23 protein-coding genes and 1 riboswitch are annotated in these 25739 nt (G+C 64.4%); of the genes, 12 read left to right on the top strand and 11 right to left on the bottom strand.

Annotation, left to right across the window (positions count from 1 at the left end):
- Window positions 1-10 precede the first annotated feature (10 nt).
- From BLU32_RS01745 to BLU32_RS01735, 3 genes are all read left to right on the top strand, one after another.
- Entirely contained in the window at window positions 11-742 is a 732-nt protein-coding gene (locus BLU32_RS01745) for a hypothetical protein (RefSeq protein WP_093804709.1), read from the top strand.
- 220 nt (window positions 743-962) lie between these two features.
- A complete protein-coding gene (locus BLU32_RS01740; RefSeq protein WP_093804708.1) occupies window positions 963-2402 on the top strand; it encodes a pitrilysin family protein in 1440 nt (479 codons plus the stop codon).
- A 74-nt stretch (window positions 2403-2476) separates the two neighbouring features.
- Window positions 2477-3829 (top strand): pitrilysin family protein, encoded by a 1353-nt coding sequence (locus tag BLU32_RS01735; RefSeq protein ID WP_172838516.1) that lies wholly within the window; start codon window positions 2477-2479, stop codon window positions 3827-3829.
- Between the two features lie 36 nt (window positions 3830-3865).
- Here the strand turns inward: BLU32_RS01735 and BLU32_RS01730 are convergent, their stop codons facing one another.
- Window positions 3866-5248 carry an EAL domain-containing protein gene (locus BLU32_RS01730; RefSeq protein ID WP_093804707.1) on the bottom strand — a complete coding sequence of 461 codons (1383 nt, stop codon included), beginning with the start codon at window positions 5246-5248 and terminating at the stop codon, window positions 3866-3868.
- Window positions 5249-5525: 277 nt separating this feature from the next.
- On the opposite strand from BLU32_RS01730, the gene BLU32_RS01725 reads away from it, so the two are divergent.
- Window positions 5526-5723: a heavy-metal-associated domain-containing protein gene (locus tag BLU32_RS01725; protein ID WP_197673682.1), complete on the top strand. Its 198-nt coding sequence runs from the start codon at window positions 5526-5528 to the stop codon at window positions 5721-5723.
- Window positions 5724-5759: 36 nt separating this feature from the next.
- Here the strand turns inward: BLU32_RS01725 and BLU32_RS01720 are convergent, their stop codons facing one another.
- From BLU32_RS01720 to BLU32_RS01710, 3 genes are all read right to left on the bottom strand, one after another.
- Window positions 5760-6428 carry an ABC transporter ATP-binding protein gene (locus tag BLU32_RS01720; protein ID WP_244501834.1) on the bottom strand — a complete coding sequence of 223 codons (669 nt, stop codon included), beginning with the start codon at window positions 6426-6428 and terminating at the stop codon, window positions 5760-5762.
- A 71-nt stretch (window positions 6429-6499) separates the two neighbouring features.
- Window positions 6500-7738, bottom strand: a complete 1239-nt coding sequence (locus BLU32_RS01715; RefSeq protein WP_093804705.1) for an ABC transporter permease — start codon at window positions 7736-7738, stop codon at window positions 6500-6502.
- A 46-nt stretch (window positions 7739-7784) separates the two neighbouring features.
- The gene (locus tag BLU32_RS01710; protein WP_093804704.1) at window positions 7785-8825 is read right to left on the bottom strand and encodes an efflux RND transporter periplasmic adaptor subunit; all 1041 of its coding nucleotides are present in this window, start codon (window positions 8823-8825) and stop codon (window positions 7785-7787) included.
- Window positions 8826-9054: 229 nt separating this feature from the next.
- Between BLU32_RS01710 and BLU32_RS01705 the strand changes: the two genes are divergently transcribed.
- Both BLU32_RS01705 and BLU32_RS01700 read left to right on the top strand, forming a co-directional pair.
- Window positions 9055-10539 carry a sigma-54 dependent transcriptional regulator gene (locus BLU32_RS01705; protein ID WP_197673681.1) on the top strand — a complete coding sequence of 495 codons (1485 nt, stop codon included), beginning with the start codon at window positions 9055-9057 and terminating at the stop codon, window positions 10537-10539.
- 78 nt (window positions 10540-10617) lie between these two features.
- A complete protein-coding gene (locus BLU32_RS01700) occupies window positions 10618-11226 on the top strand; it encodes a hypothetical protein (protein ID WP_093804703.1) in 609 nt (202 codons plus the stop codon).
- A gap of 27 nt (window positions 11227-11253) precedes the next feature.
- Here the strand turns inward: BLU32_RS01700 and BLU32_RS01695 are convergent, their stop codons facing one another.
- On the bottom strand, window positions 11254-12882 hold the full coding sequence (locus tag BLU32_RS01695) for a VWA domain-containing protein (RefSeq protein ID WP_093804702.1): 1629 nt from the start codon (window positions 12880-12882) through the stop codon (window positions 11254-11256).
- Between the two features lie 311 nt (window positions 12883-13193).
- On the opposite strand from BLU32_RS01695, the gene groES reads away from it, so the two are divergent.
- The 6 genes from groES to BLU32_RS01670 all read left to right on the top strand — a co-directional run bounded on the left by groES (window position 13194) and on the right by BLU32_RS01670 (window position 18142).
- Window positions 13194-13481, top strand: a complete 288-nt coding sequence (gene groES / locus BLU32_RS01690; RefSeq protein WP_093804701.1) for a co-chaperone GroES — start codon at window positions 13194-13196, stop codon at window positions 13479-13481.
- Window positions 13482-13623: 142 nt separating this feature from the next.
- Window positions 13624-15264, top strand: a complete 1641-nt coding sequence (groL, locus tag BLU32_RS01685; RefSeq protein ID WP_093804700.1) for a chaperonin GroEL — start codon at window positions 13624-13626, stop codon at window positions 15262-15264.
- 144 nt (window positions 15265-15408) lie between these two features.
- Window positions 15409-15756: a hypothetical protein gene (locus tag BLU32_RS21555; protein WP_157727450.1), complete on the top strand. Its 348-nt coding sequence runs from the start codon at window positions 15409-15411 to the stop codon at window positions 15754-15756.
- Window positions 15757-15873: 117 nt separating this feature from the next.
- The gene (locus tag BLU32_RS01680) at window positions 15874-16086 is read left to right on the top strand and encodes a SlyX family protein (RefSeq protein ID WP_093804699.1); all 213 of its coding nucleotides are present in this window, start codon (window positions 15874-15876) and stop codon (window positions 16084-16086) included.
- A 95-nt stretch (window positions 16087-16181) separates the two neighbouring features.
- Window positions 16182-17516 (top strand): MFS transporter, encoded by a 1335-nt coding sequence (locus BLU32_RS01675; protein ID WP_093804698.1) that lies wholly within the window; start codon window positions 16182-16184, stop codon window positions 17514-17516.
- Window positions 17517-17557: 41 nt separating this feature from the next.
- Window positions 17558-17699: riboswitch (SAM-I-IV-variant riboswitch) on the top strand.
- 41 nt (window positions 17700-17740) lie between these two features.
- On the top strand, window positions 17741-18142 hold the full coding sequence (locus BLU32_RS01670; protein WP_157727449.1) for a hypothetical protein: 402 nt from the start codon (window positions 17741-17743) through the stop codon (window positions 18140-18142).
- Window positions 18143-18158: 16 nt separating this feature from the next.
- Here the strand turns inward: BLU32_RS01670 and BLU32_RS01665 are convergent, their stop codons facing one another.
- The 6 genes from BLU32_RS01665 to BLU32_RS01640 all read right to left on the bottom strand — a co-directional run bounded on the left by BLU32_RS01665 (window position 18159) and on the right by BLU32_RS01640 (window position 25568).
- On the bottom strand, window positions 18159-18515 hold the full coding sequence (locus tag BLU32_RS01665; RefSeq protein WP_093810439.1) for an acyl-CoA thioesterase: 357 nt from the start codon (window positions 18513-18515) through the stop codon (window positions 18159-18161).
- A 213-nt stretch (window positions 18516-18728) separates the two neighbouring features.
- Window positions 18729-20780 (bottom strand): methyl-accepting chemotaxis protein, encoded by a 2052-nt coding sequence (locus BLU32_RS22135; protein WP_172838515.1) that lies wholly within the window; start codon window positions 20778-20780, stop codon window positions 18729-18731.
- Window positions 20781-21008: 228 nt separating this feature from the next.
- Window positions 21009-21698 carry a Crp/Fnr family transcriptional regulator gene (locus BLU32_RS01655; RefSeq protein WP_093804695.1) on the bottom strand — a complete coding sequence of 230 codons (690 nt, stop codon included), beginning with the start codon at window positions 21696-21698 and terminating at the stop codon, window positions 21009-21011.
- A 268-nt stretch (window positions 21699-21966) separates the two neighbouring features.
- Window positions 21967-22773 (bottom strand): ChbG/HpnK family deacetylase, encoded by an 807-nt coding sequence (locus BLU32_RS01650; RefSeq protein ID WP_093804694.1) that lies wholly within the window; start codon window positions 22771-22773, stop codon window positions 21967-21969.
- A 73-nt stretch (window positions 22774-22846) separates the two neighbouring features.
- Window positions 22847-24361, bottom strand: a complete 1515-nt coding sequence (locus BLU32_RS01645; protein ID WP_093804693.1) for a glycosyltransferase family 39 protein — start codon at window positions 24359-24361, stop codon at window positions 22847-22849.
- A gap of 7 nt (window positions 24362-24368) precedes the next feature.
- Window positions 24369-25568 (bottom strand): glycosyltransferase family 2 protein, encoded by a 1200-nt coding sequence (locus BLU32_RS01640; RefSeq protein WP_093804692.1) that lies wholly within the window; start codon window positions 25566-25568, stop codon window positions 24369-24371.
- Between the last annotated feature and the right edge of the window lie 171 nt (window positions 25569-25739).

Raw genomic sequence — 25739 nt, 5'->3', positions numbered from 1 at the left:
GATCGCCGCCGTGTCGCGTCGCCAGAAAGTCTCCGTTTCCGCTCCCAAGCGCCTGCGTAGCCGCGCCAGCGTTCTTGCCGTGTGCGCCTCGGCACTTCTGCTTGCGGCGTGCCAGACCGGATCGGACGGGTTCAACGACGGCACGGAAGCGGACGAGGCGCCCGACACGGCCATGATCCGAGGCCTGATGGAGGGGCTCGGGGCGGTCGACGCCAAGTCGGAGGCGAAGATCGAATACACGCCGCGCGCGCCTCTCGCGATGCCGGGCAAGCTCGACGCGCTTCCCCCGCCGGAGGAAAGCCAGCAGGTGGCGAACTGGCCGACCCAGAACGATCAGGGTCTGAAACGCATCCAGGAGGTCTACCGCAACGACGGGCGCGGCAGTTCGGACCTCGATGGCGACGGCCGCAGCAACGCGCGACAGTCGCGCGGCATCCAGCAGCTTGTGTCAGGAGGCGACGGTCGTGACTATGCGGCCGAGCGCCAGAACGAGGACCGGCTGGAAAGCGGCAAGATGAAGCCGAACGAACTCAACCAGCGGGTGGGTGTTGCCGAGACGTCGGCGATTCCGGTCGACGACAACGGTGTGCCGATCCGCCGCTATCTGATCGAACCGCCGACGGCCTATTCCACGCCGTCCGCCGACGCTCCGATGGCGGCACCGAAAACGGTGGACCGCGCGCCGGAGATCAGCACCACCGAGCAGATCATGAACGGTCGCTCGGCACGCACGATCGAGTAACACGCCGTTCTGCGGGCGTGCCTGCATACACCGGCACGCATCCCCATGCTCTCGACAGGTCTCACGTCCGCCGTGCCCGCGGTCGCGGCGCCGTGCGTGCTGCCGGGTTCGGGTCCTCGCCCGCGTGCCTGCCGACCTTACGAAAAGTTCACGGGCTTTTGCGTGACAAGCGCCTATATCCTGTGGAGCCAAGACCGCAACCCAGTTCCGGAGCATTGCCGTGCCGCAGACCGCTTCCGCCCTCCCGCGCGTTTTTCTCGCCGCAGCTGTCGCCCTTGCGCTCGCTGCGCCCGCCCGGGCCTCGTCCGACCTTCCGGCGGGATCAACGACCCTTGAAGCCGCCGACGCGGCCTCCTTCGCCGATATCAAGATCGGCGGCGACGTTGAAAGCTTCCGCCTCGACAACGGTCTGGAGGTGGTGGTGATCCCGGATCGCCGGGCCCCGGTCGTGACCCACATGATCTGGTACAGGGTCGGCGCCGCCGACGAGGAGGCCGGCATGTCCGGCGTGGCACATTTCCTCGAGCATCTGATGTTCAAGGGCACGGAGAAGAACCCCGACGGCGCCTTCTCCAAGCGCGTCGCGGCCATCGGCGGACAGGAAAACGCCTTCACCTCCAACGACTACACCGCCTATTTCCAGCGCGTCGCCAAGGAACATCTGCCCGAGATGATGGCGCTCGAGGCGGACCGGATGGAAAACCTCATCCTGACGGACGAGGTGGTTGCGCCCGAGCGCGACGTCGTGCTGGAAGAACGCCGCATGCGCGTGGACAACGATCCCGGCGCAATGCTGGGCGAAACGCTGGACGCGGTGCTTTACGTCAATCATCCCTACGGCACGCCGGTGATCGGCTGGCCGAGCGAAATCTCCGCGCTGTCCAAGGACAATGCGATCGCATTCTACGACCGGTTCTACACGCCCAACAATGCCATCCTCATCGTTGCCGGCGATGTGGACGTGGACGGGGTGCGGCGCATGGCCGAGGAGACCTATGGCAAGGTGGCCCAAAGGGCAGATCCGGGAGAGAGGGTACGGCCCGCGGCCCAACGGGTGCCCGGCTCGCTCGAGGTGGATCTTGCCGACCCTCGCGTGAACCAGCCCAACCTGCGCAAGGCCTGGCTCGTTCCAAGCTACACCACCGACAAGGCAGACAGTGCGCCCGCGCTCGACATTCTCTCCGAAATCCTCGGCGGGGGCAGCACCAGCCGGCTCTACCGGTCGCTGGTGATCGACCAGGGCGTCGCCTCCTCCGCGGGCGGCTGGTACCAGTCGAGCACCCTCGATGACAGCCGCTTCATGGTCTATGCCGTGCCAAGCGACGGAACCTCGCTGGAAGACCTCGGCGCGGCGACGCGTGCCGTCATCGACACGCTGATCGCCGACGGGGTCACCGAGGCGGAGCTGGAGCGGGCCAAGACGGGCCTGCTGTCTTCCGCGCTTTATGCCCAGGACAGCCAGTCGAGCCTTGCGCGCATGTTCGGTGTGGCGCTGACCACCGGATCGAGCATCGACGAGGTGCGCGGCTGGCCTGGCGCGATCAGCGCCGTCACCCCCGAGGACGTGCGCAAGGCAGCCGAAACCTATCTCGCGCCGCGCCCGGTGACCGCTTATCTGCGTGCTCCGTCCGTGGACGCTGGAGCAAACGCACAACAGTGATCGGGCGGCGCCGGCCGCAGGAAGCCGCCGGCGCCCGCCGTCCCTTTCCTTTCACCAACACGGAGATGCCCGTCATGGGGATTTCAACTGCAGCCGCCCGCTCCGCCCGTCTGCAGGCGGGCTGGCGCGCCGGCCTCGCGACTTTCGCCCTCATCGCCTCCCTCGCCCTTGCAAGCGCCGATGCGCGTGCGGTGGAGATCCAGACCGTTGAAACGCCCGGGGGGCTGACCGCCTGGCTGGTGGAGGATCACACCGTCCCGATCGTTGCCGTCAACTTCGCTTTTGCGGGCGGGTCGGCCCAGGATCCGGACGGCAAGGGCGGGCTTGCGAACCTTATGGCCGCGACCCTGGACGAGGGCGCGGGCGAGCTTGAATCCCAAGCCTACCGGCAGCGGCTGGAGGAAACGGCGGTCAAGATCGGCTTCAATGCCGGGCGCGACGCCTTCTACGGCTCCCTGCGCACGCTGACGCCAAACATCGACGAAGCCTTCGAGCTGCTGCGCGTCGCCGTCAACGAACCGCGCTTCGATGCGGAAGCGGTGGGACGCATGCAGCGCCAGATCGTCTCCGGACTGCGGCGCGCGCAAAAAGACCCCGATTCCATCGCCAGCCGGGTGATGGCGGAGACCGCCTATCCGGACCACCCCTACGGACGGACCTCGGACGGCACGGAAGAAACCGTGACCGCGCTGACACCGGAAGACCTCAAGGCATTGCACGGGCGGCTCCTGGCCCGCGAGGAGCTCAAGATCTCCGTCGTCGGCGCGATCGACGCGGAGCGTCTGGCAACGCTCCTCGACGCGACCTTCGCCGACCTGCCGGAGCGCGCGGACCTCACACCGGTCAGCGATGTGACGCCGCAAACCGGCGTTCGCAAGGCAATCGACTTCGATGTGCCGCAGACCTCGATCCGCCTCAGCCTGCCCGGCCTGAAACGCGATGACCCCGACTTCATTCCCGCTTATGTGATGAACCACATCCTCGGCGGCGGATCGTTCTCGTCCTGGCTCTACGAGGAAGTGCGCGAAAAGCGCGGGCTGGCCTATTCGGTCGGCTCCTATCTGGTGCCCTATGACCATTCCGGCGCCTTCATGGCGGCGACCGGGACACGGTCCGACCGCGCGCCGGAGACGATCGCGATCATCATGGCGCAAATGGAGCGCATGGCGAAAGACGGCCCCAGCGCCGACGAACTGGCCAAAGCCAAGGCCTTTCTGACCGGCTCCTATGCGCTGCGCTTCGACACGTCCGACAAGATTGCCAGCCAGTTGCTGGGGATCCAGATGGAGGAACTCGGCCTCGACTACATCGACACGCGCAATGCGATGATCGACGCGGTGACGCTGGAGGACATTCGCCGCGTGGCCCGGCGGCTGCTCGCCAATGCGGATCCGATCGTGGTTACGGTGGGTGCCGGCGCGAGCTGACGCCGCCCGATTTCCGGGAAAACGGACACGACGTCCCTACTCGGCCGCCCGGCGCATCGCCTTGGGCGGCCGTCCCTGCAGGACTTCCGGACGCACGGGACGCGGCGGGGAAAACAGGTAGCCCTGGCCGATACGCGCGTCGAGGTCGAGCACTTCCAGCACCTGCGCTTCCGTCTCGATATGATCGACAATGAGTTCCATTGCGAAGCGGCGCAGCAGATCGCCGAGATCCGCCGGATGGATGTGGCTGTCGGGCATGCGCTCTGCGCCGACCAGCCGGCTGGCATGGAGCTTCACGAAGCGGAATCCCCGATCCGACAACGACTTGAAGTCCAGGCGCAGGTTGGTGACCCGGTCGATGGAGAAGCGGAAGCCGAGTTCCGCCAGCGCCGCGAGGCTCTCGTGTTCAAGCGCGCCCATCTCGGAAACGTCACGCTGGGTGAACTCGAAGGTCAGTTGATCGCTGAACCCGTTGTTGGCGCGAAGGAAATCCAAAAATCCCGGAAAGAAACGTTCGTCGACCAGGGTCTGGGACGACAGGTTGACGAACAGGCCCGAGCGACGGTTGCGGTTCGTCAGCCGGCGCAGCACCTGGATCGCGCGAAACAGCATGAGATTGTCTATGGCCGGCATCATTCCCGCGCGGGTCGCTTCCTCGATGAAATCGACGGGCTCGAGAAAAACATCGTTGTGATCGCGGATGCGCGTCAGCGCTTCGTAGTCGCGCACCTGGCGCTGGGGAAGCGTGACCAGCGGCTGCAGGAAGAGATCGACACGATTGTTGTCGAGCGCCTCCTGGATGGTGCGGCGCAGCGCAGGGTCCGGCGGATTGTCGCGCGGCACGGCTGACGGCGGCGGCGCAGCGCTACGCGGCGCGGGCTCGGCGCGCGGCGGCGCGGGATCGGCGCGCGGCGGCGCCTGGTCGGACGTGCGATCGATTCCGGAATAGCCGAGCGCGCGCGGCGCTTCCTCGTAGTGGCCGAGTTGCTCGCGCGGCGGCGGCGCGACGGCGCGCTGGTCCTGCTCGTCGATGCGGTCTTCCATCCCCGCCATCGCCTCGGCCATCTGCTTGATCAGGCTGCCGAGCACCTCTACCTCGGCGAAGAGCGGATCGATCTCCTCGCGGGTGCGACGCGGAAGATTGGTCTCCATGCCGGTGAGCCGGCCTTCAAGATTGCCGACATCCTGATCGACCTCGAGCACACGCTCTTCCAGTTCGGCGACCCTGGCACTGACGTCGCTGCGATCGCGCTGTCTGGTGAAGACCAGATGCACCACGATCATCGCACACAAAAGCGCCAGGCCCAGCGTGAAGGCCTCCCCCGCGGGGCGGGCAAACTGGAACATCATGATCGCGGACACGGAGGCCGCAATCACGCCCATGCAGAGGAAAATGAAGATCGTTGTCGCGCGTGCCATACTCGTCCTTCGGCTCCGGCCGAATCACCCTGCCGCTCAATAGTGCATGATTACGCCGATTCTTCCGAGTCTTCAGCATTCTTGCATCATGCCGACGGCTTCGTCCCGCCCTGTGTGGTACCGGCGTCGCGTGCCTCGGCACTCCCGCCGCATCATCGCTCCGTGCCCGGCCCTGCGGGGCCGCAAGGCATCCGGACTTCTGCGGTCTTGACGTTCCAGCAGCTGTAACCCGCAATGTTTTTCAAACGTCCTGAACAAACTGGAGGATGACCGCATCATGATCGAATTGCGGATTGAAGGCATGGCATGCCAAGGCTGCGCAACCTCGGTGGAACGCGCAATCGTGGCAGCCGATCCGGCCGCCAGAACGGAGATCGACCTGGACAGCGGGCGTGCCCGCATTGAAAGCGCCTTGCCGAAGGAGCGTCTCGTCGCGGTGGTCGAGGCCGCAGGATACGACGTGCCGGCGTCCTGACACGGCGTTCCGCACACCATAAGCGGCCGGCCGCGCTCAGGGGTCGGCCAGCATCCCGTCGACCAGATGAAGCCGGCGATCCATTTTCTCGGCCATCTCCAGGTCGTGGGTCACGGCAATCACCGTCTTGCCGTGGTCGTCGACGAGCTTTCGCAGTGTCTGGAACACCTGCGCGGACGACTTGCTGTCGAGACTGCCAGTGGGTTCGTCGGCGAGGATCGCCGGCGGATCGTTGGCCAGCGCGCGCGCCACGGCGACGCGTTGGCGCTGACCGCCGGACAACTGGATCGGAAGCTTGTCGACATGCTCGGCAAGGCCCAGTTCCCCGAGCATGCCCGTGGCGCGGGCGCGCATGGCCTTCGCGTCCAGCTTTCCAAGCTTGCGCATCGGGATCATGACGTTTTCGGCAACGGAAAACTCCGGCAGCAGAAAATGAAACTGAAAAACGAACCCCAGCGTCGACAGGCGCTCGCGCGCGCGACGGGCCTCGGAATGCAGATGGGTCGGCAGGCCGTTGATCAGTACCTCGCCCCTGGTCGGCATGTCGAGCAGGCCGAGCAGATAAAGCAGCGATGACTTGCCCGATCCCGACGGTCCCGTGATCGCGACGAATTCACCCGCGCCGATCGTCAGGTCGATGTCGCGCACGAGCGTTACCGGGACGAGACCCGGCAGAATGCGGGTCAGTCCGCGCGCCTCGATCAGGGGCGGGCCACCGGTTGCGGTGCCGGCCCCGACAGCCGCGCCCGCTTGCGATCTTGTCTCTGTGGACAGGCTCACGACGCCCCCCTGATGATGTCGACCGGATTGAGCTGAGCAGCGCGGCGTGCCGGCAAATACCCCGCGATCCCGGCGGAAAACAACGCGAAGCCGCAGGCAATCGCATAGTGCCAGACGCTGTAGTGCATCGGTAGCGAGGTGAGTTCGACGTTCGTCTTGACCTCGAAATCGAGCGATCCGAGGAACACGCTCAGCGCATATCCAAGCACGGAGCCAAGAACCGATCCGACCACACCGATGAACAATCCCTCCATCAGGAAGATCCGGCGAATGTCGGCCTGCTCGAAGCCGAGAGACTTCAGGATCGCGATGTCGCGGGACTTCTCGTGAACGATGGTCGAGACGATTGTGAAAATGCCGAAACCGGCGACAAGCAGAATCGCGCCGACCACCGTGTACATGATGATGTTGCGCACCATGAGGACTTCCATCAGGCTTTCGTTCGCCTCTTGCCATGACGTGGCGCGATAGCCGGTCATGCGCTCCACCCGTTGCGCCACCGCGCGGGCGGAATTGACGTCATCCAGCCGGATCGAGAGCCGGTTGATCGCGTTTGGACGGGAAAACAGAACCTGCGCGGTCTTCAGCACCGTGTAGCCGGTGGCATCGTCTGCCTGCGTCACGCCTGTATGAAACAGGCCTATCACCTTCAGCCGGCGCACCGCGCCCGAGGAGGTCGAAACCGCCACCGTGTCGCCGACGTTCGCGCCGATCTTGTCGGCAACCCCGTCGCCGATGATCAGTCCGTTCAAATCGGCAGCCAGATCCATGAAGGCGCCTTTTTGCATGTCCTCGCCGATCGTGGACACCCTGAGGTGCGCGGCCGGATCGACGCCGGTCAGCGCGACGGCGACATCCTTGCCCCCATACCGCAGCACCGCCTGCCCGGAGAGCGAAGCCGCCATTTCGCCCGGAAGCCAGTTCTCAAGCATCGCCCTGATGCGAACGGGATTGCGCAATCCCCGGGTGTCGTCGTCCGGGCGCGCGCCGATCACATTCACCGCATCGAAGAAGTCGGTGGCCGGTGGAGGCGCGGCGTCCCGGCGGTCGTCACTCACCTCGACATGGGGAATGGCATCGACCAGGGTTGCAACGAAATCGCGCTGCGACCCTTCCATCAACGCCGCCATGGCGATGGAAAAGCCGACACCGAGCATGACGCCAAGCACCGAGACGATGCTCTGGCGAAACCGGCCACCGACATGGGTGAGCGCAATCGACAGGATCAGGGGCATGACGGCACGCCCCCGTTTCCGCCGGACACCGCCTGAAGGCCGCGGCTCATTGCACGCCCTCGCCGCCGGTCGCCTCCGCAAGCGGACGCGCGGCCTGACCCGGGGCCAGACCGTCGCGCCAGACCGCCACGACCCGTGCATCGGCTTCAAGCCCGCCAAGCACCTGCACCGTCTCCGTGCCGCGGATCCCGATTTCCAGCTTGCGCGTGGCAAGACGCCCGTCGTCGCCCAGCACGAGCACGCGGTCGCCGTCGACCGCCGCCAAGGGCACCAGCAGCGCTGCCTCGACCACATTGACGATGATGTTCACATCGCTGGTCATACCGATCATCAGCGGCGGCGGATCGGAAAACGTGAGATAGACGCGATAGGTTTTGAGGACGGGGTCGCCCTTTGGCGTGATCTGGTCGACAACGGCATCGAAGGAGCGACCGGGAAAGGCGTCCGCGCGCACCAGCGCCGTCTGGCCGGTCCGCACGAGGGGAATATCCTCCTCGTTCACATCCGCCACGACACGCAACGGACGCGGCTGACCGACCCAGAAGAGCACCGCTCCGGGTTCGGCGACCTCCCCGACCTCACCGTCACGCCGCAGCACCTGACCATCCATCGGCGCCTTCAACTCATAGTCGGACAGGCGCGCGGTCTGCGCCGCGAGAAGGGCGACGTTTCTCGAATGATCGTTTTCCGCCTGCTCGAACGCCTGACGCGAGATCACCCGTCGCTCCAGCAAGCCGACGGCCCGGTCGAGGTTCTGTTTCGACAGGCGCACGCGCGCCTCCAGCTCCGCGCCGGTCGCCCGGGCGTCCGATGCATCGAGGCGGCCCAGTATCGTGCCCTGGGTCACGGTTTCGCCCTCGCAGGCGCACATCTCGACGATGCGTTCGCGCAAAACACTCGTCACCTTGGCCCAGCGCACCGGCTCGACGACGCCGGTCGCATAGACCACATCCGCGGCCCGCCCGGTCTGCGGCGAGACGAACGCGACCGTGACGGGACGCGACGACCACCACCAGAATGCGCCCGCGCCAGCCGCAACGAGGCCGATCAGGACAAGAGTGAAAGCAAATCGTTTCATGGGTTCCATCGCCTTGAGGCACGAGGTCGGGCGACCCTATCACCTGCTTCGCGTCCAACCTATCCGCAGAAGCCCGCAACCAAATACTGCGGTTCCCCGCCAATTTCGGGCACGCAGAGCGCGGCGGACCAGAGAGATTTCAACCGGAAACGCTTTATTTACCATGTCCGGCGAAGATTCTAACGGCAAATCAATTCGATGCCGACTTTTCGGCTGAACAAAAGGGGGTCGCCAACGCATGGAATCCATGCATGGCGCTGAGGGGCAAATCAGGCTGGCCGTTCTCGACGGCAACGGCTCAATGCGCAATCTCGCGGGATCAATCGTCGACGCAATGGATCATCCCTGCGCGACACCGGTGGCATACCAGAGTTTCGAACCGTTCTACGCGGCAAGCACCCAGGTGCGGCCCGACGTGATGATCGTCGATCTCGAAACGCTTGGACAGGACGGCCACCTATCCCGCCTCGCAGCGGCGCAACCGCAAGCCTTCCTGATGGCGGTGAGCACCGGGCAATCGCTGTCGCGCAGCCTTTCGGCCATGGAGGCCGGGGCGCATGACGTGATCTCGGCCGGTGTCGATCCGGTGTCTGCGGCCGAAAAGATCGATCGCTTCCTGATCCAGACCGCTCGCCCGAGCCGCGTGGACGGCACCCGCCGACCGACAAGGACACAGTCGCTTGCCGCCCGGGCCGACGACGTCGAGCCGCACCGCTTCGAGACCTTCATCGGCGGATCGGCGCGCATGAGAGAGGTCTACGACCAGATCGAACGCATGGCGCCCTCGAGTGCGCCGGTGTTCATCACCGGTGAATCCGGCAGCGGCAAGGAGCTTTGCGCAAGCGCGATCCATTCCCGGTCCCCGCGCCGGGACCGGCCGTTCATCGCAATCAATTGCGCCGCCATTCCCGGCGAGTTGATGGAAAGCGAGATCTTCGGGCACATGCGCGGAGCCTTCACCGGCGCGACCGAGACCCGCGAGGGAGCCGCCGAGGCGGCGGATGGCGGCACGCTCTTTCTCGATGAAATCGGTGAAATGGATCTGGCGCTGCAGTCGAAGCTCTTGCGTTTCGTTCAAACGGGAACGGTGCAGCGCATCGGCGATACGCACCAGCGAGTGGTGAACGTGCGCATCGTGTGTGCGACAAATCGGGATCCGCTTTCGGAAATCTCGGAAGGGCGCTTCCGCGAAGACCTGTTTTATCGGCTTCATGTTCTGCCGGTCCGCCTGCCGGCGCTGCGCGACCGGCGCGAGGACATTCTGCCGCTGGCGCAATCCTTTCTCTCCCGCTTTTGTGCCGAGGAAGGGCGTCGCTTCCTGGAAATCGCCGGCTGCGCGGGCGAAAAGCTGCTCACCTACGACTGGCCCGGCAATGTCCGCCAGCTCGAAAACGCGATCCGCCAGGCGGTTGTCCTGCACGATGGCGAGGCGCTGCGTGCCGAAATGTTGCCGGGTTTTCTCCTGGGCGAAGGCCTGTCGACACGGCTGGAGCCTCTGAGCGGCGGCTTTGCCGCCAGATCCTATCGGGGAAGCGAGGATATCGAGCCGCTCTGGGCGCAGGAACGACGCATCATCGAAACGGCTCTGACGGCCTTCGACGGCAACATCGCCAAGGCGGCGGCCGCACTGGAGATCTCACCTTCGACGATCTACCGCAAACGTCAGTCCTGGACCGAGCGCATGGGCGGCACGGCCGCCGCGTTCACCGCGTTTGCCGGTTAATCTTGTTGTTTGCCGCGCTCCGGTCTATACGGTGCGCCGCAACATGGGGCTAGCAAACGACAAGGGGCGAGGCAATTGATGCGAAGGATCGGACATCCGGAAAAGGTCCGCGGACGGGACATCGGATGCCGTCGCGCGATCGCCGCGCTCGCGCTGCTGACGGCGGCGGCGGCGACGCCCGTGCATGGGGCAGACGCCACCGATCCGGTTTCGCCGGAACTTGCAACCGCACGCGAGGCAAGCGCCAGGGCCTGGCAGGAGGCCCCCCTCGGCTTCGCGAAGGCCCTGTTTGTCGACGGCGACGTCCGAGGTTTCGGACAATACACGCCCCTCGCAACGTCTGTGTTCCAGCCCGACGATACGCTGACCGTCTATGCGCAGCCGCTCGGATACGGATTCGTGCAAAGCGATGAAGGTTATGGCATCCGCCTCGTCGCCGACTACGAACTGCTGAACCGCTCGGGCCAGGTGCTTGCGGCGCAAACAGAGTTTGCGACGCTTGCCTACGACAGCCGTGACAAGCGGCGGGAATTCCACGCCATCCTGCAGTTTCGCTTCGAGGGTCTGCGCGCCGGCGACTACGATCTGTCGATCCGGCTGCGCGACGGCGCAAGCGACAAGCAGGCAAACATCTCCCTGCCGTTCAAGGTTGGGGCCGAAAACCCCGGCGCGGACAGCCCGCGATAGTTGTCGCTCGCAACGCCGAGCCGCCGGCTACTTGTTGAGCCGCAACTTGCTGATTTCTTCCGCAATGCGCTTGAAGGCACTCACCAGATCGTCGTTGGAGCGGGCATCAAAAGCCATGTTTCCGTTCGAGGCACAGTTGCGCATCATGTTCACCGTGTCGCGATCGCTGATCCGGAATGCCACGGTGTAGACGTTGATGCCGTCGTTCTTGGCATTCGCGCAGGCAAGCGCCGTGCGCTGGTCCATCGCCCTGGCGATCTCCCAGGTGCTGTCGATTCCGCTGCCGAGACGCTCTTCCCGACCGTAACCATAGGCATTGATGTTCGTCTTGTTGAACGAATTCTGCCCCTGATAGGTGTTCGCGCCATCGGTCATGACGATCAGGATGCGCACGTGCTCGTCGTCGCTGTCTTCTTCCCGCACACGCCCCTTTGTGAACGGCGCCTGCGGCGACAACACGCGCCAGCCCCACACGACACCCTGGTGGATGTTGGTGTTGCCGTTGGCCTTCATGTCTTTCAGATCGCGCAAGATCGCATTCTTGTCCGTCGTCAGGTCGGTGAGCGGCTGGGTGCGGCAGGTGTAATTCGGCCCCTTGGTATAGGTGTTGCCGAACGACCTGTTCTGGTTGCGGTACTTGCACATGCGCTCCTGGGCATAGACATGCGTTTCCTTGCCCAGCTTGCGCGCCTTTTTCGAGGCCTTGTCCCGGCATCCGCCGGAATCGTCGCGAATGTAGTCGTTGGAATGGCGGTCGCCCCAGCGGGTGTATCTTCCGTCCGGCTCGTCGGGAGCGAACTCCGGCACGTAGAGCGTGGCGGGCACGCGCTTGTCGGGCGCATCGTCCGTCACGTCGTAGGGGACCGGACGGGCCTCCACGCATCCAAGCCATTTCGTATGCTTGAGCTGCTTGAACAGCGTGAAGCGGCTGGGCTTGCCGTTGTAGAAGAACTGGCTTTCCATTTCGGCCGGATCCGGGGTTCCGTCGTCCCGTGTCTCGAAGTTGCTCCAGTGCTCCGGCGATTGGCCCTCGCGGTCCATCCAGCTTTCCGTTTCCTTGTCGGTCCCGATGTTGACGAAGGAGGTGAAGGGCACGAGGCCGATCTTGACGCGATCCTTCTTGTCGCCCTTCTCGTTGATCGCAAAGAGCGTCTTGGAAAGATCTTCCGAGGCATCCTTGAGCGTTTTCAGCTTGCTGCCGCCCATGGATCCGGAGTTGTCGAGCACCATCACGACATCGAAGGTGGCCTTGCCGATCACCGTTTCAGACCGCACACCGACATCGACCTTGTCGACATTGAGTATGCCGCCGAACAAGGTCTGGACCGCCTGGGTCGCGGAAACGGTTACCGTGCCCTGCTCGACGGTGACGTCGAGATTCACATCGTCCGGATCGCCCTTGTAGATGGCCTTGAAATAGTCGATCGCGTTCGCCCGGACCTTGGCTTCGGCCAATCCTTCACTGTCATAGTTTGCCGCAAGCGCGGTCGCATCGACCGCAGCCTGAAGCACCACCCTGGTGTTGGATGCGCGCGAATAATCGAGCCCCGCCCCGACAACCAGAAGAACAAAGCCGATCGTCAGCGCAAACGGAATGACGATGCTTCCGGAGCGCTGGGCGCGGAAATCTCTGACAAGATCGACAATGGTTTTCATGACAGGCAGTTTAAACGCCAGCCATTGCCAAAACCTTTAGACCATTCATCGCGTTCTCACGAAAAACGGTTGCTGTTTGCGTGAAACGGGATTTCCCCGGGCGCCGCGATCCAGCGCCGCGGAGCCGCCGTGCTTTTTAAAAAAATCGGAATCGCGAAGTCATTGACAGGCCCGTGGCGCCATCCTACATCAAGCGCGCTGTTAGCACTCTCATTCACGGAGTGCCAACGTGGTCTGCGTTCGATGCCGCACCGTATTTCCGGCGCGGACACGAGGGGTACCACGCTGGCCAGAAAAGGAAAGAGCACGAAATGAAGTTCCGCCCTTTGCATGATCGCGTCGTGGTTCGCCGCGTCGAATCCGAAGAAAAAACCGCCGGCGGGATCATCATCCCGGACACCGCCAAGGAAAAGCCGCAGGAAGGCGAAGTTGTCGCCGTCGGTCCCGGCTCGCGCAAGGAAAACGGCGACCTGATCGCCCTCGACGTCAAGTCCGGCGACCGTGTGCTGTTCGGCAAGTGGTCCGGCACCGAAGTCAAGATCGATGGCGAAGACCTTCTGATCATGAAGGAAAGCGACATCATGGGCGTTGTCGGCTGATCAGCCACGCCAGTCCCCTTTACCCGTCTTCCGTGCCCGCGACAGGCACGTGCGCAGCTGAGCCGCACAAGGTTCTGCACATTGGCGTGACCAGATATCGCGCCGGAAGCCGGGTCCCAAGAACATCAGGAGACGAACGATAATGTCTGCCAAGGAAGTCAAGTTTTCGACAGATGCCCGCGACCGTATGCTCAAGGGCGTCGACATTCTCGCCAATGCCGTGAAGGTCACGCTCGGCCCCAAGGGCCGCAACGTCGTCATCGACAAGGCCTTCGGGTCGCCGCGCATCACCAAGGACGGTGTCTCCGTCGCCAAGGAAATCGAGCTTGAAGACAAGTTCGAGAACATGGGCGCGCAGATGGTCCGCGAAGTCGCGTCCAAGACCAACGACATCGCCGGCGACGGCACGACCACCGCGACCGTGCTGGCCCAGTCCATCGTCCGCGAAGGCGTCAAGGCCGTTGCTGCCGGCATGAACCCGATGGACCTGAAGCGCGGCGTCGACCTTGCCGCTGCCGCTGCCGTCAAGGATCTGGAGAGCCGCTCCAAGAAGATCTCCACCTCCGGTGAAGTCGCGCAGGTCGGCACCATCTCGTCGAATGGCGACGAGCAGATCGGCAAGGACATCGCCGACGCCATGCAGCGCGTCGGCAACGAAGGCGTGATCACGGTCGAGGAAGCCAAGTCGCTCGAGACCGAACTCGAAGTCGTCGAAGGCATGCAGTTCGACCGCGGCTACCTGTCGCCCTACTTCGTGACCAATGCCGAAAAGATGATCGCGGATCTGGAGAAGCCCTACATTCTCCTGTTCGAGAAGAAGCTCTCCAACCTGCAGGCCATGCTGCCGATCCTCGAGTCGGTCGTGCAGTCCAGCCGTCCGCTTCTCATCATCGCAGAGGACGTGGAAGGCGAGGCACTCGCAACGCTCGTCGTCAACAAGCTGCGTGGCGGCCTGAAGATCGCGGCCGTCAAGGCTCCGGGCTTCGGCGATCGCCGCAAGGCCATGCTTGAGGACATCGCCGTCCTGACCGGCGGCACGGTGATCTCCGAGGATCTCGGCATCAAGCTCGAGAACGTGACGCTCGAAATGCTCGGCACCGCCGACAAGGTCGAGATCACCAAGGAGACCACCACGATCGTCGACGGCGCCGGCCAGAAGGCCGACATCGAAGGCCGCGTGACGCAGATCAAGGCACAGATCGAGGAAACCTCCTCGGACTACGACCGTGAAAAGCTGCAGGAACGTCTTGCCAAGCTCGCCGGCGGTGTTGCCGTGATCCGCGTCGGCGGTGCGACCGAAACCGAGGTGAAGGAAAAGAAGGACCGCGTCGACGACGCCCTCAACGCGACCCGCGCGGCCGTCGAGGAAGGCATCGTCCCGGGCGGCGGTGTTGCCCTTCTGCGCGCCAAGACGGCCGTCGAAAAGCTGACGTCGGACAACTCCGACATCATGGCCGGCATCAAGATCGTGCTGCGCGCGCTTGAAGCCCCGATCCGCCAGATCGCCGAAAACGCCGGCGTCGAAGGCTCGATCGTGGTCGGCAAGATCCAGGAGAACAACGACCCGAACTTCGGCTTCAATGCTCAAAGCGAGCAGTTCGTCGACATGGTCGAGACCGGCATCATCGACCCGACCAAGGTCGTGCGGACGGCTCTCCAGGATGCGGCATCCATCGCCGGCCTGCTCATCACGACCGAAGCCATGGTCGCCGAGCTGCCGAAGAAGGATGGCGGCGGCGCCCCGGCAATGCCGGGCGGCGGCATGGGCGGCATGGACTTCTAAGAAGTCCAAAGCCAGCCCATCCCAAAGACCTGATGAAACCGCCAACTGGCGGTTTCAGATGGCGGCATGGACTTCCAACAAGTCCAAAGCCAGCCCATCCCAAAGACCTGATGAAACCGCCAACTGGCGGTTTCAGATGGCGGCATGGACCTCCAACAAGTCCAAAGCCAGCCCATCACCCAGAACGCTGAAGCCGCCGAAAGGCAGTTTCAGATGGCGGCATGGACTTCCAACAAGTCCAAAGCCAGCCCATCCCAAAGACCTGATGAAACCGCCAACTGGCGGTTTCAGATGGCGGCATGGACTTCCAACAAGTCCAAAGCCAGCCCATCCCAAAGACCTGATGAAACCGCCAACTGGCGGTTTCAGATGGCGGCATGGACCTCCAACAAGTCCAAAGCCAGCCCATCACCCAGAACGCTGAAGCCGCCGAAAGGCAGTTTCAGGCCGGAAATGAAGTTGTTCCTGGTTTCGCGGGTCCATTTCATTTGATTTCGACGGGCGGCCTTCGGGCCGCCCGTTTCGTTTGGGCCTTGCCGTTGAGCGATCCCGCGCACAGACTGCGGCGGATTTCACACCCCGGGTTTCAGATCCTTGAAAGACCAGAAGATGGACAGCGAAACGCTTGCACGCATCGACCGGCTGGAAGAGCAAATCGCTCACCAGTCGCTGACAATCGATGAGCTGAACGAGGTCGTCGTGCGTCAGGCTGCCCTGATCGACGGGCTTACGCGCAAGATGGCAGCCCTTACATCGCAGATTGAAGAATTGGAGGATACCGCGATCCCCCAGCCGGCAATTACAAAACCGCCCCACTACTGACGCAAATCGGGTCAATCTCCCGCACACGAAATTTCACAGCGATTCGCGTCCCGATGGACGCGCAAACATGCAAGCCAGCGAGCCGACCCGACAAGATGAGGCAGATTTTCTCAATTGCAGCGCTATTGGCCGGCTCGGGTCTCTTGTTGCTTGCAGGTGGCCTGCACGGGCTTTTGCTGCCGCTGCGCGGCTCGGCGGAAGGTTTTTCCGACACCTCTCTCGGACTTCTTGGAACCGGTTGGGCGGTCGGCTATGTCGCCGGCTGCATCACGACACCGATGATCGTGAGTCGCGTCGGCCATATCCGGTCGTTCGGCGTCTTCTGCTCGGCTGCCAGCATCGTTGTCTTGTTGAACCTGCTGATCCTGCATCCAGGTGCCTGGATCCCCTTGCGTGCGCTTTCCGGCTTCTGTTTCGCAGGCGCGGCGATGGTGGTGGAGAGCTGGCTGAACGAACGCGCCACACCCGAGACACGGGGACGGATCTTCGGCTTTTACACAATGATCAATCTGGCGGCGACGACGGTTGGACAGATGTTGCTTACGCTCGGAGCCCCGGCCGGCTATCTGTTTTTCGTCATCGGGGCCATCGTCTATTCACTGGCGCTGCTGCCGACCGCGCTTTCGACCGTTGCAGCCCCCGTGCCCCTGCTGCACTCACGACTCGACATCAAGATGCTTTGGACCAATTCGCCGGTGGCCGTGATCAGCGTGTTTCTCGTCGGCATTTCCAACAGCGCCTTCGGCACGCTCGGTGCCGTCTACGGTCGCCAGATCGGTCTGTCCGTCGGCAACATCGCAATCATGATGTCCGTGGCTCTGCTCGTCGGGGCGCTGATCCAGGTCCCGATCGGGCTGTTGTCCGATCGCATGGACCGACGCATCGTGCTCGTCGGCATAGGGTCGGCCGGCTGCGGGATCGGAGCGCTCCTGGCCATCGGCAGCAGCCTGCCGCCGTTAGCGGTGATCGTCCTGGTGGCTGCCTTCGGCGGAATGATCTACTCGATGTATCCGGTCATCGTCGCGCATGCGAACGACTATACGCCGGCTGGCGAGTTTCTGAAGACAAGCGGCGGACTGCTTCTCCTGTTCGGAGCCGGCTCCATCGTCGGCCCGATACTCGCGGCCGCAATGATGACGATCACCACCCCGCAAGGTCTCTTCGCCGTCACCTCGGCGGCTCATGCATCGCTGATCGCCTTCGCCCTGTGGCGAATGACCCAGCGCAAGTCTATCGCTCCGGCAGACCGGGACGACTTTGTGGCCATGCCCTCCGGTGTCCGCTTCTCCACCCCGGAAACGCTCGCGATGGATCCGCGTGTCGAAGAAAGCGAGGTCGAGGCGGAATACGAGGAATACGAGGCCTACGAGGAAAGCCGGGAGCCGGCGGACCCGCATGAGAGCCCGGACCCCGACACCTCGCGCATGTGAGCGTCCCTCTTGCACGGCACGGCGTCACGTGTCATAGGGGTTCCCGTCATCAAGAGAAGGGCTGGCGCCCTCGCCAACCTGCCCGACCGGGCAAGGTGGTTTCCCTGACGGATCCAGTCGTTGCATGCAACGACCGAAGAGTTCGGGGATGTGGCCGCGAAAGCGGCAACGAAACGGTCAACGTTCGCGCCAGTCCTCCTCGGGAAACCGACGGAGGAATTTTCATGTCCGCATTGCCCCTTTCCCCCGCTCGCGCGTCTGGCGACCGCCCCGTACCGGCGCCGCGATCCGATAGCGCATCGGAGAATACCCGCCGTTTCGCGGAGCTGCGCGTGCTTGCCGCCGGATGCCGGGTGCGCTGGGGGGTCTCACCGAACCCCGCGCATCGCGATCCACTTTTGTCGGCCGAAGCGCGTGCCGTCCGGCTGGATGCGCTTCTGGTATTGTGGGAGGCAGGATACCGGCAGGCCCTGGACGAGGATCTGTATCGCGACATCGCCGTCCGGTACCCGCGCATGATGTCGGTGTTTCGCAACCGCCTTCGGCGCCGGCCGGGTGTCGACGGTCCTGCCCGCATTCCCCGGACCGCCTCGGGGCCCCCTGCCGACATTCCGAGGATCGCGTGACGACAGCTTGTCGCGGCTATCCGGCATCATCGGACACCGGCGGCACGGGGCGCGGACGCCCGGTGTCGTCGACGGCAACGAAGGTGAACATCGCGTCCGTCACTTTTTGACGCTTGCCATGACGGTGGCGCAAGGCCCAGGCCTCGATCGCAACCTTCATCGATGTCCGTCCGACCGAGGAAATCGCGCAATAGACGCACAGGACATCTCCGACATGCACGGGCCGGATGAAGGTCATGCGTTCGACAGAAATCGTGACCACGCGGCCCGCCGCGCGCTGGCCGGCGGCAATCCCGCCGGCAAGATCCATCTGCGAAAGAACCCATCCGCCGAAAATATCACCGGACGCATTGGTGTCGGCGGGCATCGCCATGGTGCGCAGGGTCAACTCACCCGTCGGGACCGTCGCTTCGCTGTCTTGCGTCACGCATTCACTCCATCAAGAATCGTCGCACGCCATGTGCGGACCTGACGCAAGCCTAAGACCGCAAGCCGGCGATGCCAACACGACGGCAGCTCAAACCAAAACGGCGGGACCCGTGTCCCGCCGTTGCTGTCTGGTCTGTCGCTGTTGTGCGGGCCGTCGTCAGGCAGCGGCCACGTCGTTGAGGAAGCGGTCGATCTCCTCGCGCAGCGCATCGGTGTTCTGCGACATGGCGCCGGAGGCGGAGAGCACATTGTCGGCGGCGGCGCTGGTGCTTTCCACCGTCGTCGCCAGTTGCTCCATGTTGCTCGTCACCGCGCCCGTTCCCTGTGCGGCCTGCTGCACCGAGCGCGAGATGTCGCTGGTCGCCGCCCCCTGCTGCTCCACCGCGCTGGCGATGGAGGAGGTGTAGCCGTTCACTTCCTGCATGATCTGGGCGATCTCGCCGATGGCCGAGACGGCCTCGCCGGTCGAGCCCTGGATCGCGCCGATCTGCGCGCTGATCTCCTCGGTCGCCTTGGAGGTCTGCGTCGCCAGTTCCTTCACCTCGGCCGCCACGACCGCAAAGCCCTTGCCGGCCTCGCCGGCGCGCGCCGCCTCGATGGTGGCGTTCAGCGCCAAGAGGTTGGTCTGTTCGGCGATGTCGGTGATCAGCTTGACCACCTCGCCGATCTTGCTGGCGGCCTGGGCGAGTCCCGCGATCTTCTCGTTGGTCGCATGCGTCCCCTCCGTCGCCTGGGAGACGACCTGGGTGGTCTGGCCGACCTGGCGCGAGATCTCGGCGATGGAGGCGGAAAGTTCCTCCGCCGCACTCGCCACCGTCTGCACGCTGTCGGTCGCCGCCGAGCTTGCATCGGCCGTTTCGCCCGCCCGCGCCGCGCTGTCCTGCGCCGAGGCGCTCAGTTCGCGCGCCGTCTGGTCCAGACCCTGCGCCGTCTCCCCCACCGCGCCGATCAGATGCTGAACCGTGCCCCGGAAACCCGAAATCAGCTCGTCGGTCCGCGCCTGGCGGGCCATGCGCGCCTTCTCGTCCTCGCCCTGGATTGCCTCCAGGCGCTGGCGTTCGATGGCATTCTCGCGGAACGTCTCCACAGCGCTCGCCATTTCGCCGATCTCGTCCTTGCGGTCGTCGATTGCAACCTCGACAGAGGTGTCGCCATCGGCCAGACGGCGCATCACCTGGGTCAGCCTCGCGACCGGACGGGCCAGCGCGCCGGCCCCATACCAGACCAGCCCCATGACAAGCAGCACAAGGACGCCGGAAATCGCCAGCATGGTGTTGCGCGCAGACGTGGCACCGGCCACCATCGCGGAATAGGGAACATCGATCGCGACGTACCAGACATCGTCGACACCGTTGAAGGCAACGGGCGAAAGGGCCACGAAACGGTCGCCCACCTGCTGCACGCGGTGTTTGGATCCGGTGGCGCTCATCAGGTCGAGAAGCGCGGATTCCTGGACGGGCTTGCCGAGTTTGGCGGCATCGGCATTTGCGACCCAGAGGTTGTCGCCGCCGATAAGCGTGACCTCGCCTTCGCCGAATGGCTTGAGCGTCGACATCGTCTCAACGATATCGGCCAGCGAGAGGTCGGATGTCGTGATGCCGATCGCCTTGCCGTTCTCGCGCACCACCCAGCTGATTGTCGTCATCAGCACATCCTTGCCGTCGATCGGATAGGTGTAGGGCGGCGTGATCAGCGGCCGGTTCTCGCGGACCGGTTTGTCATACCAGCCCTCCGTGCCCGTTTCCTTGCTCATTATCAGCTTCTCGAACACGACCTTGCCGTCCGAGCGGTAGAAATAGGGGACGAAGCGACCATTGGCGTCAGAATACTTGTGTGTCTTGAAATCCGCATCGCGCCCGTCAAGCCCGTTCGGCTCGAAGGCCAGGGTCATGCCCACCAGTTCGGGCGTGTTTTCGACCGTGCGGATCATCATGTCGCCAAGCGCGTCGCGGTCACGCATGCCGCTCTTGAGCAAGCCTTCGACACCGGCGGCGGCGGATTTGGCAACGGTCAGCGAAGCGCCGATTTCGCCCGAGACATCATTGGCATATGCATCGAGGAGCGTTCTGGCTTCCTCAAGCGCCGCTTCTTCGGCTGCCGAGGACATCACGATGGAACCGGTCAGGGTAACCCCGATCATTGACGTGAAGAACAGCGCGCCCGCGCTGATCAGCAACTTGTTTCTAATCGACAGATCGGAAAACCGCATTTCCAACTCCACACTCTGGCCCGACACAATGGTCATATAGGCATAGCGGGAATCATGTTACCGACGACTTAATATGCGCTGTCTAAACTTGGTTTTATTTCAAAAAAGCAAGTCACGAACCCGTATTTGTAGCTTACCAAAGGTAAACTAAAGAAAATCCATGTACTTCCTTGCGGGTGAAATCGAGAATACGCAACCATAAAGAGAGATCACCGGGGCCTTGCGCCCCTACAGCGCCGAGGCCTGGCGCAGCCAGTCGGGTTTTTCCAGACAGTAATATCCCGAAATCCGGCTGATCGTGCCCGCCCGCTTCCAGTCGTTGAGCACGCGGCTGACGTTTTCGCGCGCCGCCCCGGCCATGTTGGCGATGTCGGCCTGCGATAGCTTATAGTGGATAAGCACGCGGCCGTTGTCGACCGGCTTGCCGAAGGTCTCGGCCAGTTGCAGCAGCGTCTGCGCGACACGGCCCGGCAACGGCAGGAAGGAGCGCGCGGCCAGCACATCGTTCGCCTGCCGCAGCCTACCGCCGACGATCGACAGCATGTGGCGGTAGAGCGCGGGGTTCTTGTCTGCGAAACGCTCAAAACCGTGTTTTTCGATAAAGGCCAGACGGGTCTGCTTGAGGGCTGTGACATTTGCGGATCGAACCCGCCCATCGAGCAGCGCGAGTTCCCCGACGATGCTGCCCGGTCCCATCACGGCAAGCAGCTGCTCGTCGCCGTCGACGCTGACGATGGAGACCTTGAGCGAGCCCTCCAGGATCGCGTAGCAGCCGTTGCCGGGGTCGCCGGCCTCGAACAGGATCGATCCGGGCTTGACCGAGAACGGCCGGGCCAGGTCCGCAAGACCCGTCGCCAGTTCGCAATCCAGCCCCTCCATCGAGAAGCTGTTTTCCAGAAACGACTTGAGTTCCACCATCCGCCTGCCCCGCTTGGTCGCAGCCCATCTGCGTCGCAGCGCCGGTCAGGACCTGCCCCGGTTCGGACGCTGCCCGCCCATCATACCGCGCCTCGGCCTTCGGCAAAACGCATTGTGTGATCATCGTCACTGTCGCGCAAACGCGGTTGGCGCATTGTCGTCTCGACAGCCGCCGCTTGCCTGACCTCGCGGCGGCCCGCCCCAACGAAAATCCGGCTCCCCAATCCCCGCGGGGAGCCGGATTTCGTTCGTCCGCAGGAACCTTTGGTCAGTAGAGAAAGATATCTTTCTCCACGAGCAGCAGCGGAAAGACGGAGCTCTTGAAAAATCCCGTCTGGATCTCGCGCACGCTCAGATCGGCGCGCGGTTCCAGGCGTCGCAAGCGATCGTCCGCCTCGCCGAGATTGCAAAACACCATCGTGCGGTCGTCCAGCCCATTGAACCCGTTGCGCAGGTGGCTTTCCTGCGCCTCGTGCGTCGGCACCTGGGGAAACGACGGGCCGCGCTGCAGGACGCGCAGACGCGCCCGCGCGGCATGGCGGACAAAGACGCGCGCGGCGTGTCGCGCGCGGCGTCCCTCCCCGTCCCAGGCCGGAGAGACCAGCGCCGGAGCGTGCTTGCGCAGCGCCACCGTCCTGATCACGGTACGCGCGACGCGCGGGAGGGCGAGAAGATCATCGGCCACATGCAGGAAGTCGGGCGGGCGCTGGTAGTACTCCTCGAAACAGACGAGCTGGGCGTCGACCTCTTCCGCCAGATCCTCCGTCGGCAGAAGACGCAAGGCATCGCGCCAGCGCCACCAGCGCGGCGGCGGGAAGGCATCGCCGAAACGCGTGCGTCCGCGCACCGACACCGGCGCATGCGGACGGGTGAGCGTCACCGTCAGTCCGACGAGCGTGCGGTGACGGGCGGCATCGACGGCATCGCGCAGCGGCAGATACTCCCGCGACCAAAGATCGGAGGCGACCAAACATCCGACGGCGGACAGCCGGCCTTCCGCAATCAGCTCGCGCAGGGTCCGGTCGATCCCGAAGGCAAGTCCGTAGTCGGGCGACGTCATCAAAATGCGTTTCATCGCTCTATCCTATGCGCGGATCCGCGCCTGCTGCCAAGAGGCGTGAGGCGCAATCGCTCAGCGATACGGATTGTCAGTGAAGCGGATAGACGGGATCGCGCGGGTCGCCGCGCGCAGCCGCGACCCGGTAGACCACAAGCTCTTCCAGCGCCACGCCCTTCACACGCCGGGTCACAACCGCGATGCGCTCGACGTCGCCGAAGCGGTGGCTCAACGCCGCCGCACCCGGATCGCGCCGCGCCTCAACTATGAAGAGCGCCGGCCGGGCCAGCGTCTCGGCATCGAGGGAAGGCTGCATGACATAGCGGATGCGCTCTGTGAGCTGTTCGACCGGAAGGATGTCGGAGAGATTGAAGGCAAGCTGCGCGTTGAGGCCGTAGCCATAGGTCGCGATCCAGGCCGCGCCTTCCCGGCGCGCGAGTTCCGCGACCTGATCGCGCACATCCGGCCAGCCACGCGTCTGGAACGTCGGATCCTTGCGCGCAAGACCTCCGGTCAGCGGCTGGACGGCATGGACATAGACGATGAGCGACACCGCGAGACCCAGCACCACGGCGGCCTTCGCGAGCAGTGCGAAACCGCGCCGAAAGGCTGCGGGCGGATCGGCCGCAACGACGCCGGCCAGAAGGGCAAGGGCTGGAAAAAGCGGCGCCGGCCAGTTGCCCTGCACCCGCGAATGCAGCGAATGCAGCAGCAGATAGGCGAAGAAGGGTACGCAGGTCCAGAGCACGAGGCCGAAGGCAGCATCGCCCCGGCGCGCGCCGGACATTGCCCGCGCCAGACCGACGCCGGCGAGTACGGCGACCAGCGGATTGAGCAGGCCGATCACCGCGCCGAGGAACTCGAAGATGAACTTCAGGCTCCAGCCGTCGGGCACCGCGCGGCCGAACTGCTTGATGAAGGACGCCCACTCATGATCGGCGTTCCAAAGCACCACCGGCGCGACGATGACCAGCGCCAGCGCGCCGCCAGCCCACAGCTGCCAGCTTCGCCACCAGCGCCGGGCGTCGGGCACCAGCACAAGCCACAGCACGATGCCGGCTCCGAGAAACAGGACGGAATATTTCGAGGCAAGCCCGAGGCCGGCGAAGACGCCAACGGCGAGCCACCAGTTGGCGTTGCGGCCGGCGTTAAGCTCCGACAGCGCCCAGATCGTCAGCCCCCAGAAGAACACCGACGGCGCGTCCGGGGTCGCCAGCAAGCTGCCGATGCCGATCAGGAGCGAGGCGTTGAAGAAAAGCACCGCCCAGCCGGCGGCGCGTGCGCCGAAAAGCAGATATCCGGTGCGCCAGAGCGCCATCGAACCGGCAAGCGCGGAGAGAACCGGCAACAGGCGGATGCCGAGCGGCGTGTCGCCCGCGATCCACAAACCGGCCGCGACCCACCAGCCGACCATCGGCGGGTGATCGTAATAGCCGGCGGACGGGTTCAGGCCCCAGAGCCGGTAATAAGCCTCGTCCTCGGCCAGCCCCGAATTGGCCGCGACGACGAGCTTCACCGCGGTGAGCGCCAGCACGACCAGCGCCAGCATCGCGGGTCGCAACCAGACCGGCAGGTCCGTTCCGGCGTCGCGGGTCGCGGGCGCCATCACCGCGTCAGGCCTTGCGCCAGGTCAGGACCGAGCTTGCGGCATAGTTCCACACCGCGCCCATCACCGCGCCGGCGGCCCCGGCGACGCCGATGAGAATGCGCCCGGCGTCTTCCTGATAGATCAGCGAGGCGACGCCGACATTGGCGATCACGCCGAAGCCGCAGACCACATAAAAGGTCAAGAGCCCGCGCAGGGCGGCCCAGCCGTGCAGCCGACGGTCGCGGTAGGTCAGGCGGTTGTTGAGATAGAAGTTCGTCGTCATGGCCACGAAGGTCGCCGCCGTCTGCGCGACCTGGAAGTTCATCGCGAAGCCCTCGATCAGCGAGAACAGCGCCACCATGTGCACGACGACGCCGGAGGCGCCGACCATCATGAACATCAGGAACCGCACGGACACGAGATCGCCAACCAGTTTCGACAAGATAAGCCCCAGAAAATCGAGCGCGACCAGCGTGTCGAGCTTGCTTTGACCGTGCAGCCTCTCGCGGAAGACGAAAGGCAGTTCGACGATGCGCAAGGATCCCTTCGCGCTGGCGACGATGTCCAGCAGGATCTTGAAGCCTTGCGAGGAAAGCTGCGGCGCGAGACGTTCCACTTGCGTGCGGCGGATCATGAAGAAGCCGCTCATCGGATCCGACAGATCGACATGCAGGAAGATGCGCGCCAGACGGTTCGCCAGTCCCGAGCCGGAGGCGCGCATCGCCGACAGCCCGTCGCCCACCGCGCCGCCGTCGACATGGCGGCTGGCGACGGCGAGATCGGCGCCCGGATTGCCCGCCGTGCCGTCGCCGGCGAGCTTTTCCAGCATTTTCGGCAGCAGCGTCTCGTCATGCTGCAGGTCGGCATCCATCACCGCGACGTAGTCGGCGGAAGACGCCAGCATGCCCTCGATGCAGGCGCCCGAAAGCCCGCGCCGGCCGACCCGGCGGATGACGCGGATGCGCGGGTCGCGGTTGGCAAGCTGACGCGCGGTCTCCGTCGTGCCGTCGGGGGAATTGTCGTCGACGACGATGGCCTCCCAGGCGATGCCGGCAAGGGCAACGTCGAGACGCTCGATCAGCACGGGCAGGTTGTCGCGCTCGTTGAACGTCGGCAACACGACGGACAGCTCCGGCGCATGCAGGACCGCAGCGGGCTCGCCGGCGTCACCGGCCTTTGAGCCGGCGCTCTGGGATTGCGAAAGCGATGCGCCGTCGACCGGCATGGGCACTCTTGACCTCAGCGAGAGAGACGCGACGAGACTTGCGCGCAGCTCTCATGCCGCGCGGTCGCGTTTTCGCGCGGGACCATAGTCCGACCGTCCCCGATTGCAAGCGCTCAAGCGGGCTGGCGCCGATCACGGTTAAGCCGCAACCCCGCGTCCTGGCTGCGATCC

Source organism: Stappia sp. ES.058 (assembly GCF_900105595.1).
Classification (GTDB): domain Bacteria; phylum Pseudomonadota; class Alphaproteobacteria; order Rhizobiales; family Stappiaceae; genus Stappia.
The sequence above is the reverse complement of the archived record's forward strand: the minus strand, read 5'-3'. Positions and strand labels throughout refer to the sequence as shown.

Excerpts from the sequence above, each read along its gene's own strand:
- groL (WP_093804700.1), top strand. The coding sequence starts at position 13,624 with ATGTCTGCCAAGGAAGTCAAGTTTTCGACAGATGCCCGCGACCGTATG.
- BLU32_RS01730 (WP_093804707.1), bottom strand. The coding sequence starts at position 5,248 with ATGGCACGCGCGACAACGATCTTCATTTTCCTCTGCATGGGCGTGATT.
- groES (WP_093804701.1), top strand. The coding sequence starts at position 13,194 with ATGAAGTTCCGCCCTTTGCATGATCGCGTCGTGGTTCGCCGCGTCGAA.
- BLU32_RS22135 (WP_172838515.1), bottom strand. The coding sequence starts at position 20,780 with ATGCGGTTTTCCGATCTGTCGATTAGAAACAAGTTGCTGATCAGCGCG.
- BLU32_RS01705 (WP_197673681.1), top strand. The coding sequence starts at position 9,055 with ATGGAATCCATGCATGGCGCTGAGGGGCAAATCAGGCTGGCCGTTCTC.
- BLU32_RS01680 (WP_093804699.1), top strand. The coding sequence starts at position 15,874 with ATGGACAGCGAAACGCTTGCACGCATCGACCGGCTGGAAGAGCAAATC.
- BLU32_RS01710 (WP_093804704.1), bottom strand. The coding sequence starts at position 8,825 with ATGGAACCCATGAAACGATTTGCTTTCACTCTTGTCCTGATCGGCCTC.
- BLU32_RS01695 (WP_093804702.1), bottom strand. The coding sequence starts at position 12,882 with ATGAAAACCATTGTCGATCTTGTCAGAGATTTCCGCGCCCAGCGCTCC.
- BLU32_RS01665 (WP_093810439.1), bottom strand. The coding sequence starts at position 18,515 with ATGGCGATGCCCGCCGACACCAATGCGTCCGGTGATATTTTCGGCGGA.
- BLU32_RS01670 (WP_157727449.1), top strand. The coding sequence starts at position 17,741 with ATGTCCGCATTGCCCCTTTCCCCCGCTCGCGCGTCTGGCGACCGCCCC.
- BLU32_RS01715 (WP_093804705.1), bottom strand. The coding sequence starts at position 7,738 with ATGCCCCTGATCCTGTCGATTGCGCTCACCCATGTCGGTGGCCGGTTT.
- BLU32_RS01645 (WP_093804693.1), bottom strand. The coding sequence starts at position 24,361 with ATGGCGCCCGCGACCCGCGACGCCGGAACGGACCTGCCGGTCTGGTTG.
- BLU32_RS21555 (WP_157727450.1), top strand. The coding sequence starts at position 15,409 with ATGGACCTCCAACAAGTCCAAAGCCAGCCCATCACCCAGAACGCTGAA.
- BLU32_RS01675 (WP_093804698.1), top strand. The coding sequence starts at position 16,182 with ATGAGGCAGATTTTCTCAATTGCAGCGCTATTGGCCGGCTCGGGTCTC.
- BLU32_RS01725 (WP_197673682.1), top strand. The coding sequence starts at position 5,526 with ATGATCGAATTGCGGATTGAAGGCATGGCATGCCAAGGCTGCGCAACC.
- BLU32_RS01735 (WP_172838516.1), top strand. The coding sequence starts at position 2,477 with ATGGGGATTTCAACTGCAGCCGCCCGCTCCGCCCGTCTGCAGGCGGGC.
- BLU32_RS01655 (WP_093804695.1), bottom strand. The coding sequence starts at position 21,698 with ATGGTGGAACTCAAGTCGTTTCTGGAAAACAGCTTCTCGATGGAGGGG.
- BLU32_RS01650 (WP_093804694.1), bottom strand. The coding sequence starts at position 22,773 with ATGAAACGCATTTTGATGACGTCGCCCGACTACGGACTTGCCTTCGGG.
- BLU32_RS01700 (WP_093804703.1), top strand. The coding sequence starts at position 10,618 with ATGCGAAGGATCGGACATCCGGAAAAGGTCCGCGGACGGGACATCGGA.
- BLU32_RS01640 (WP_093804692.1), bottom strand. The coding sequence starts at position 25,568 with ATGCCGGTCGACGGCGCATCGCTTTCGCAATCCCAGAGCGCCGGCTCA.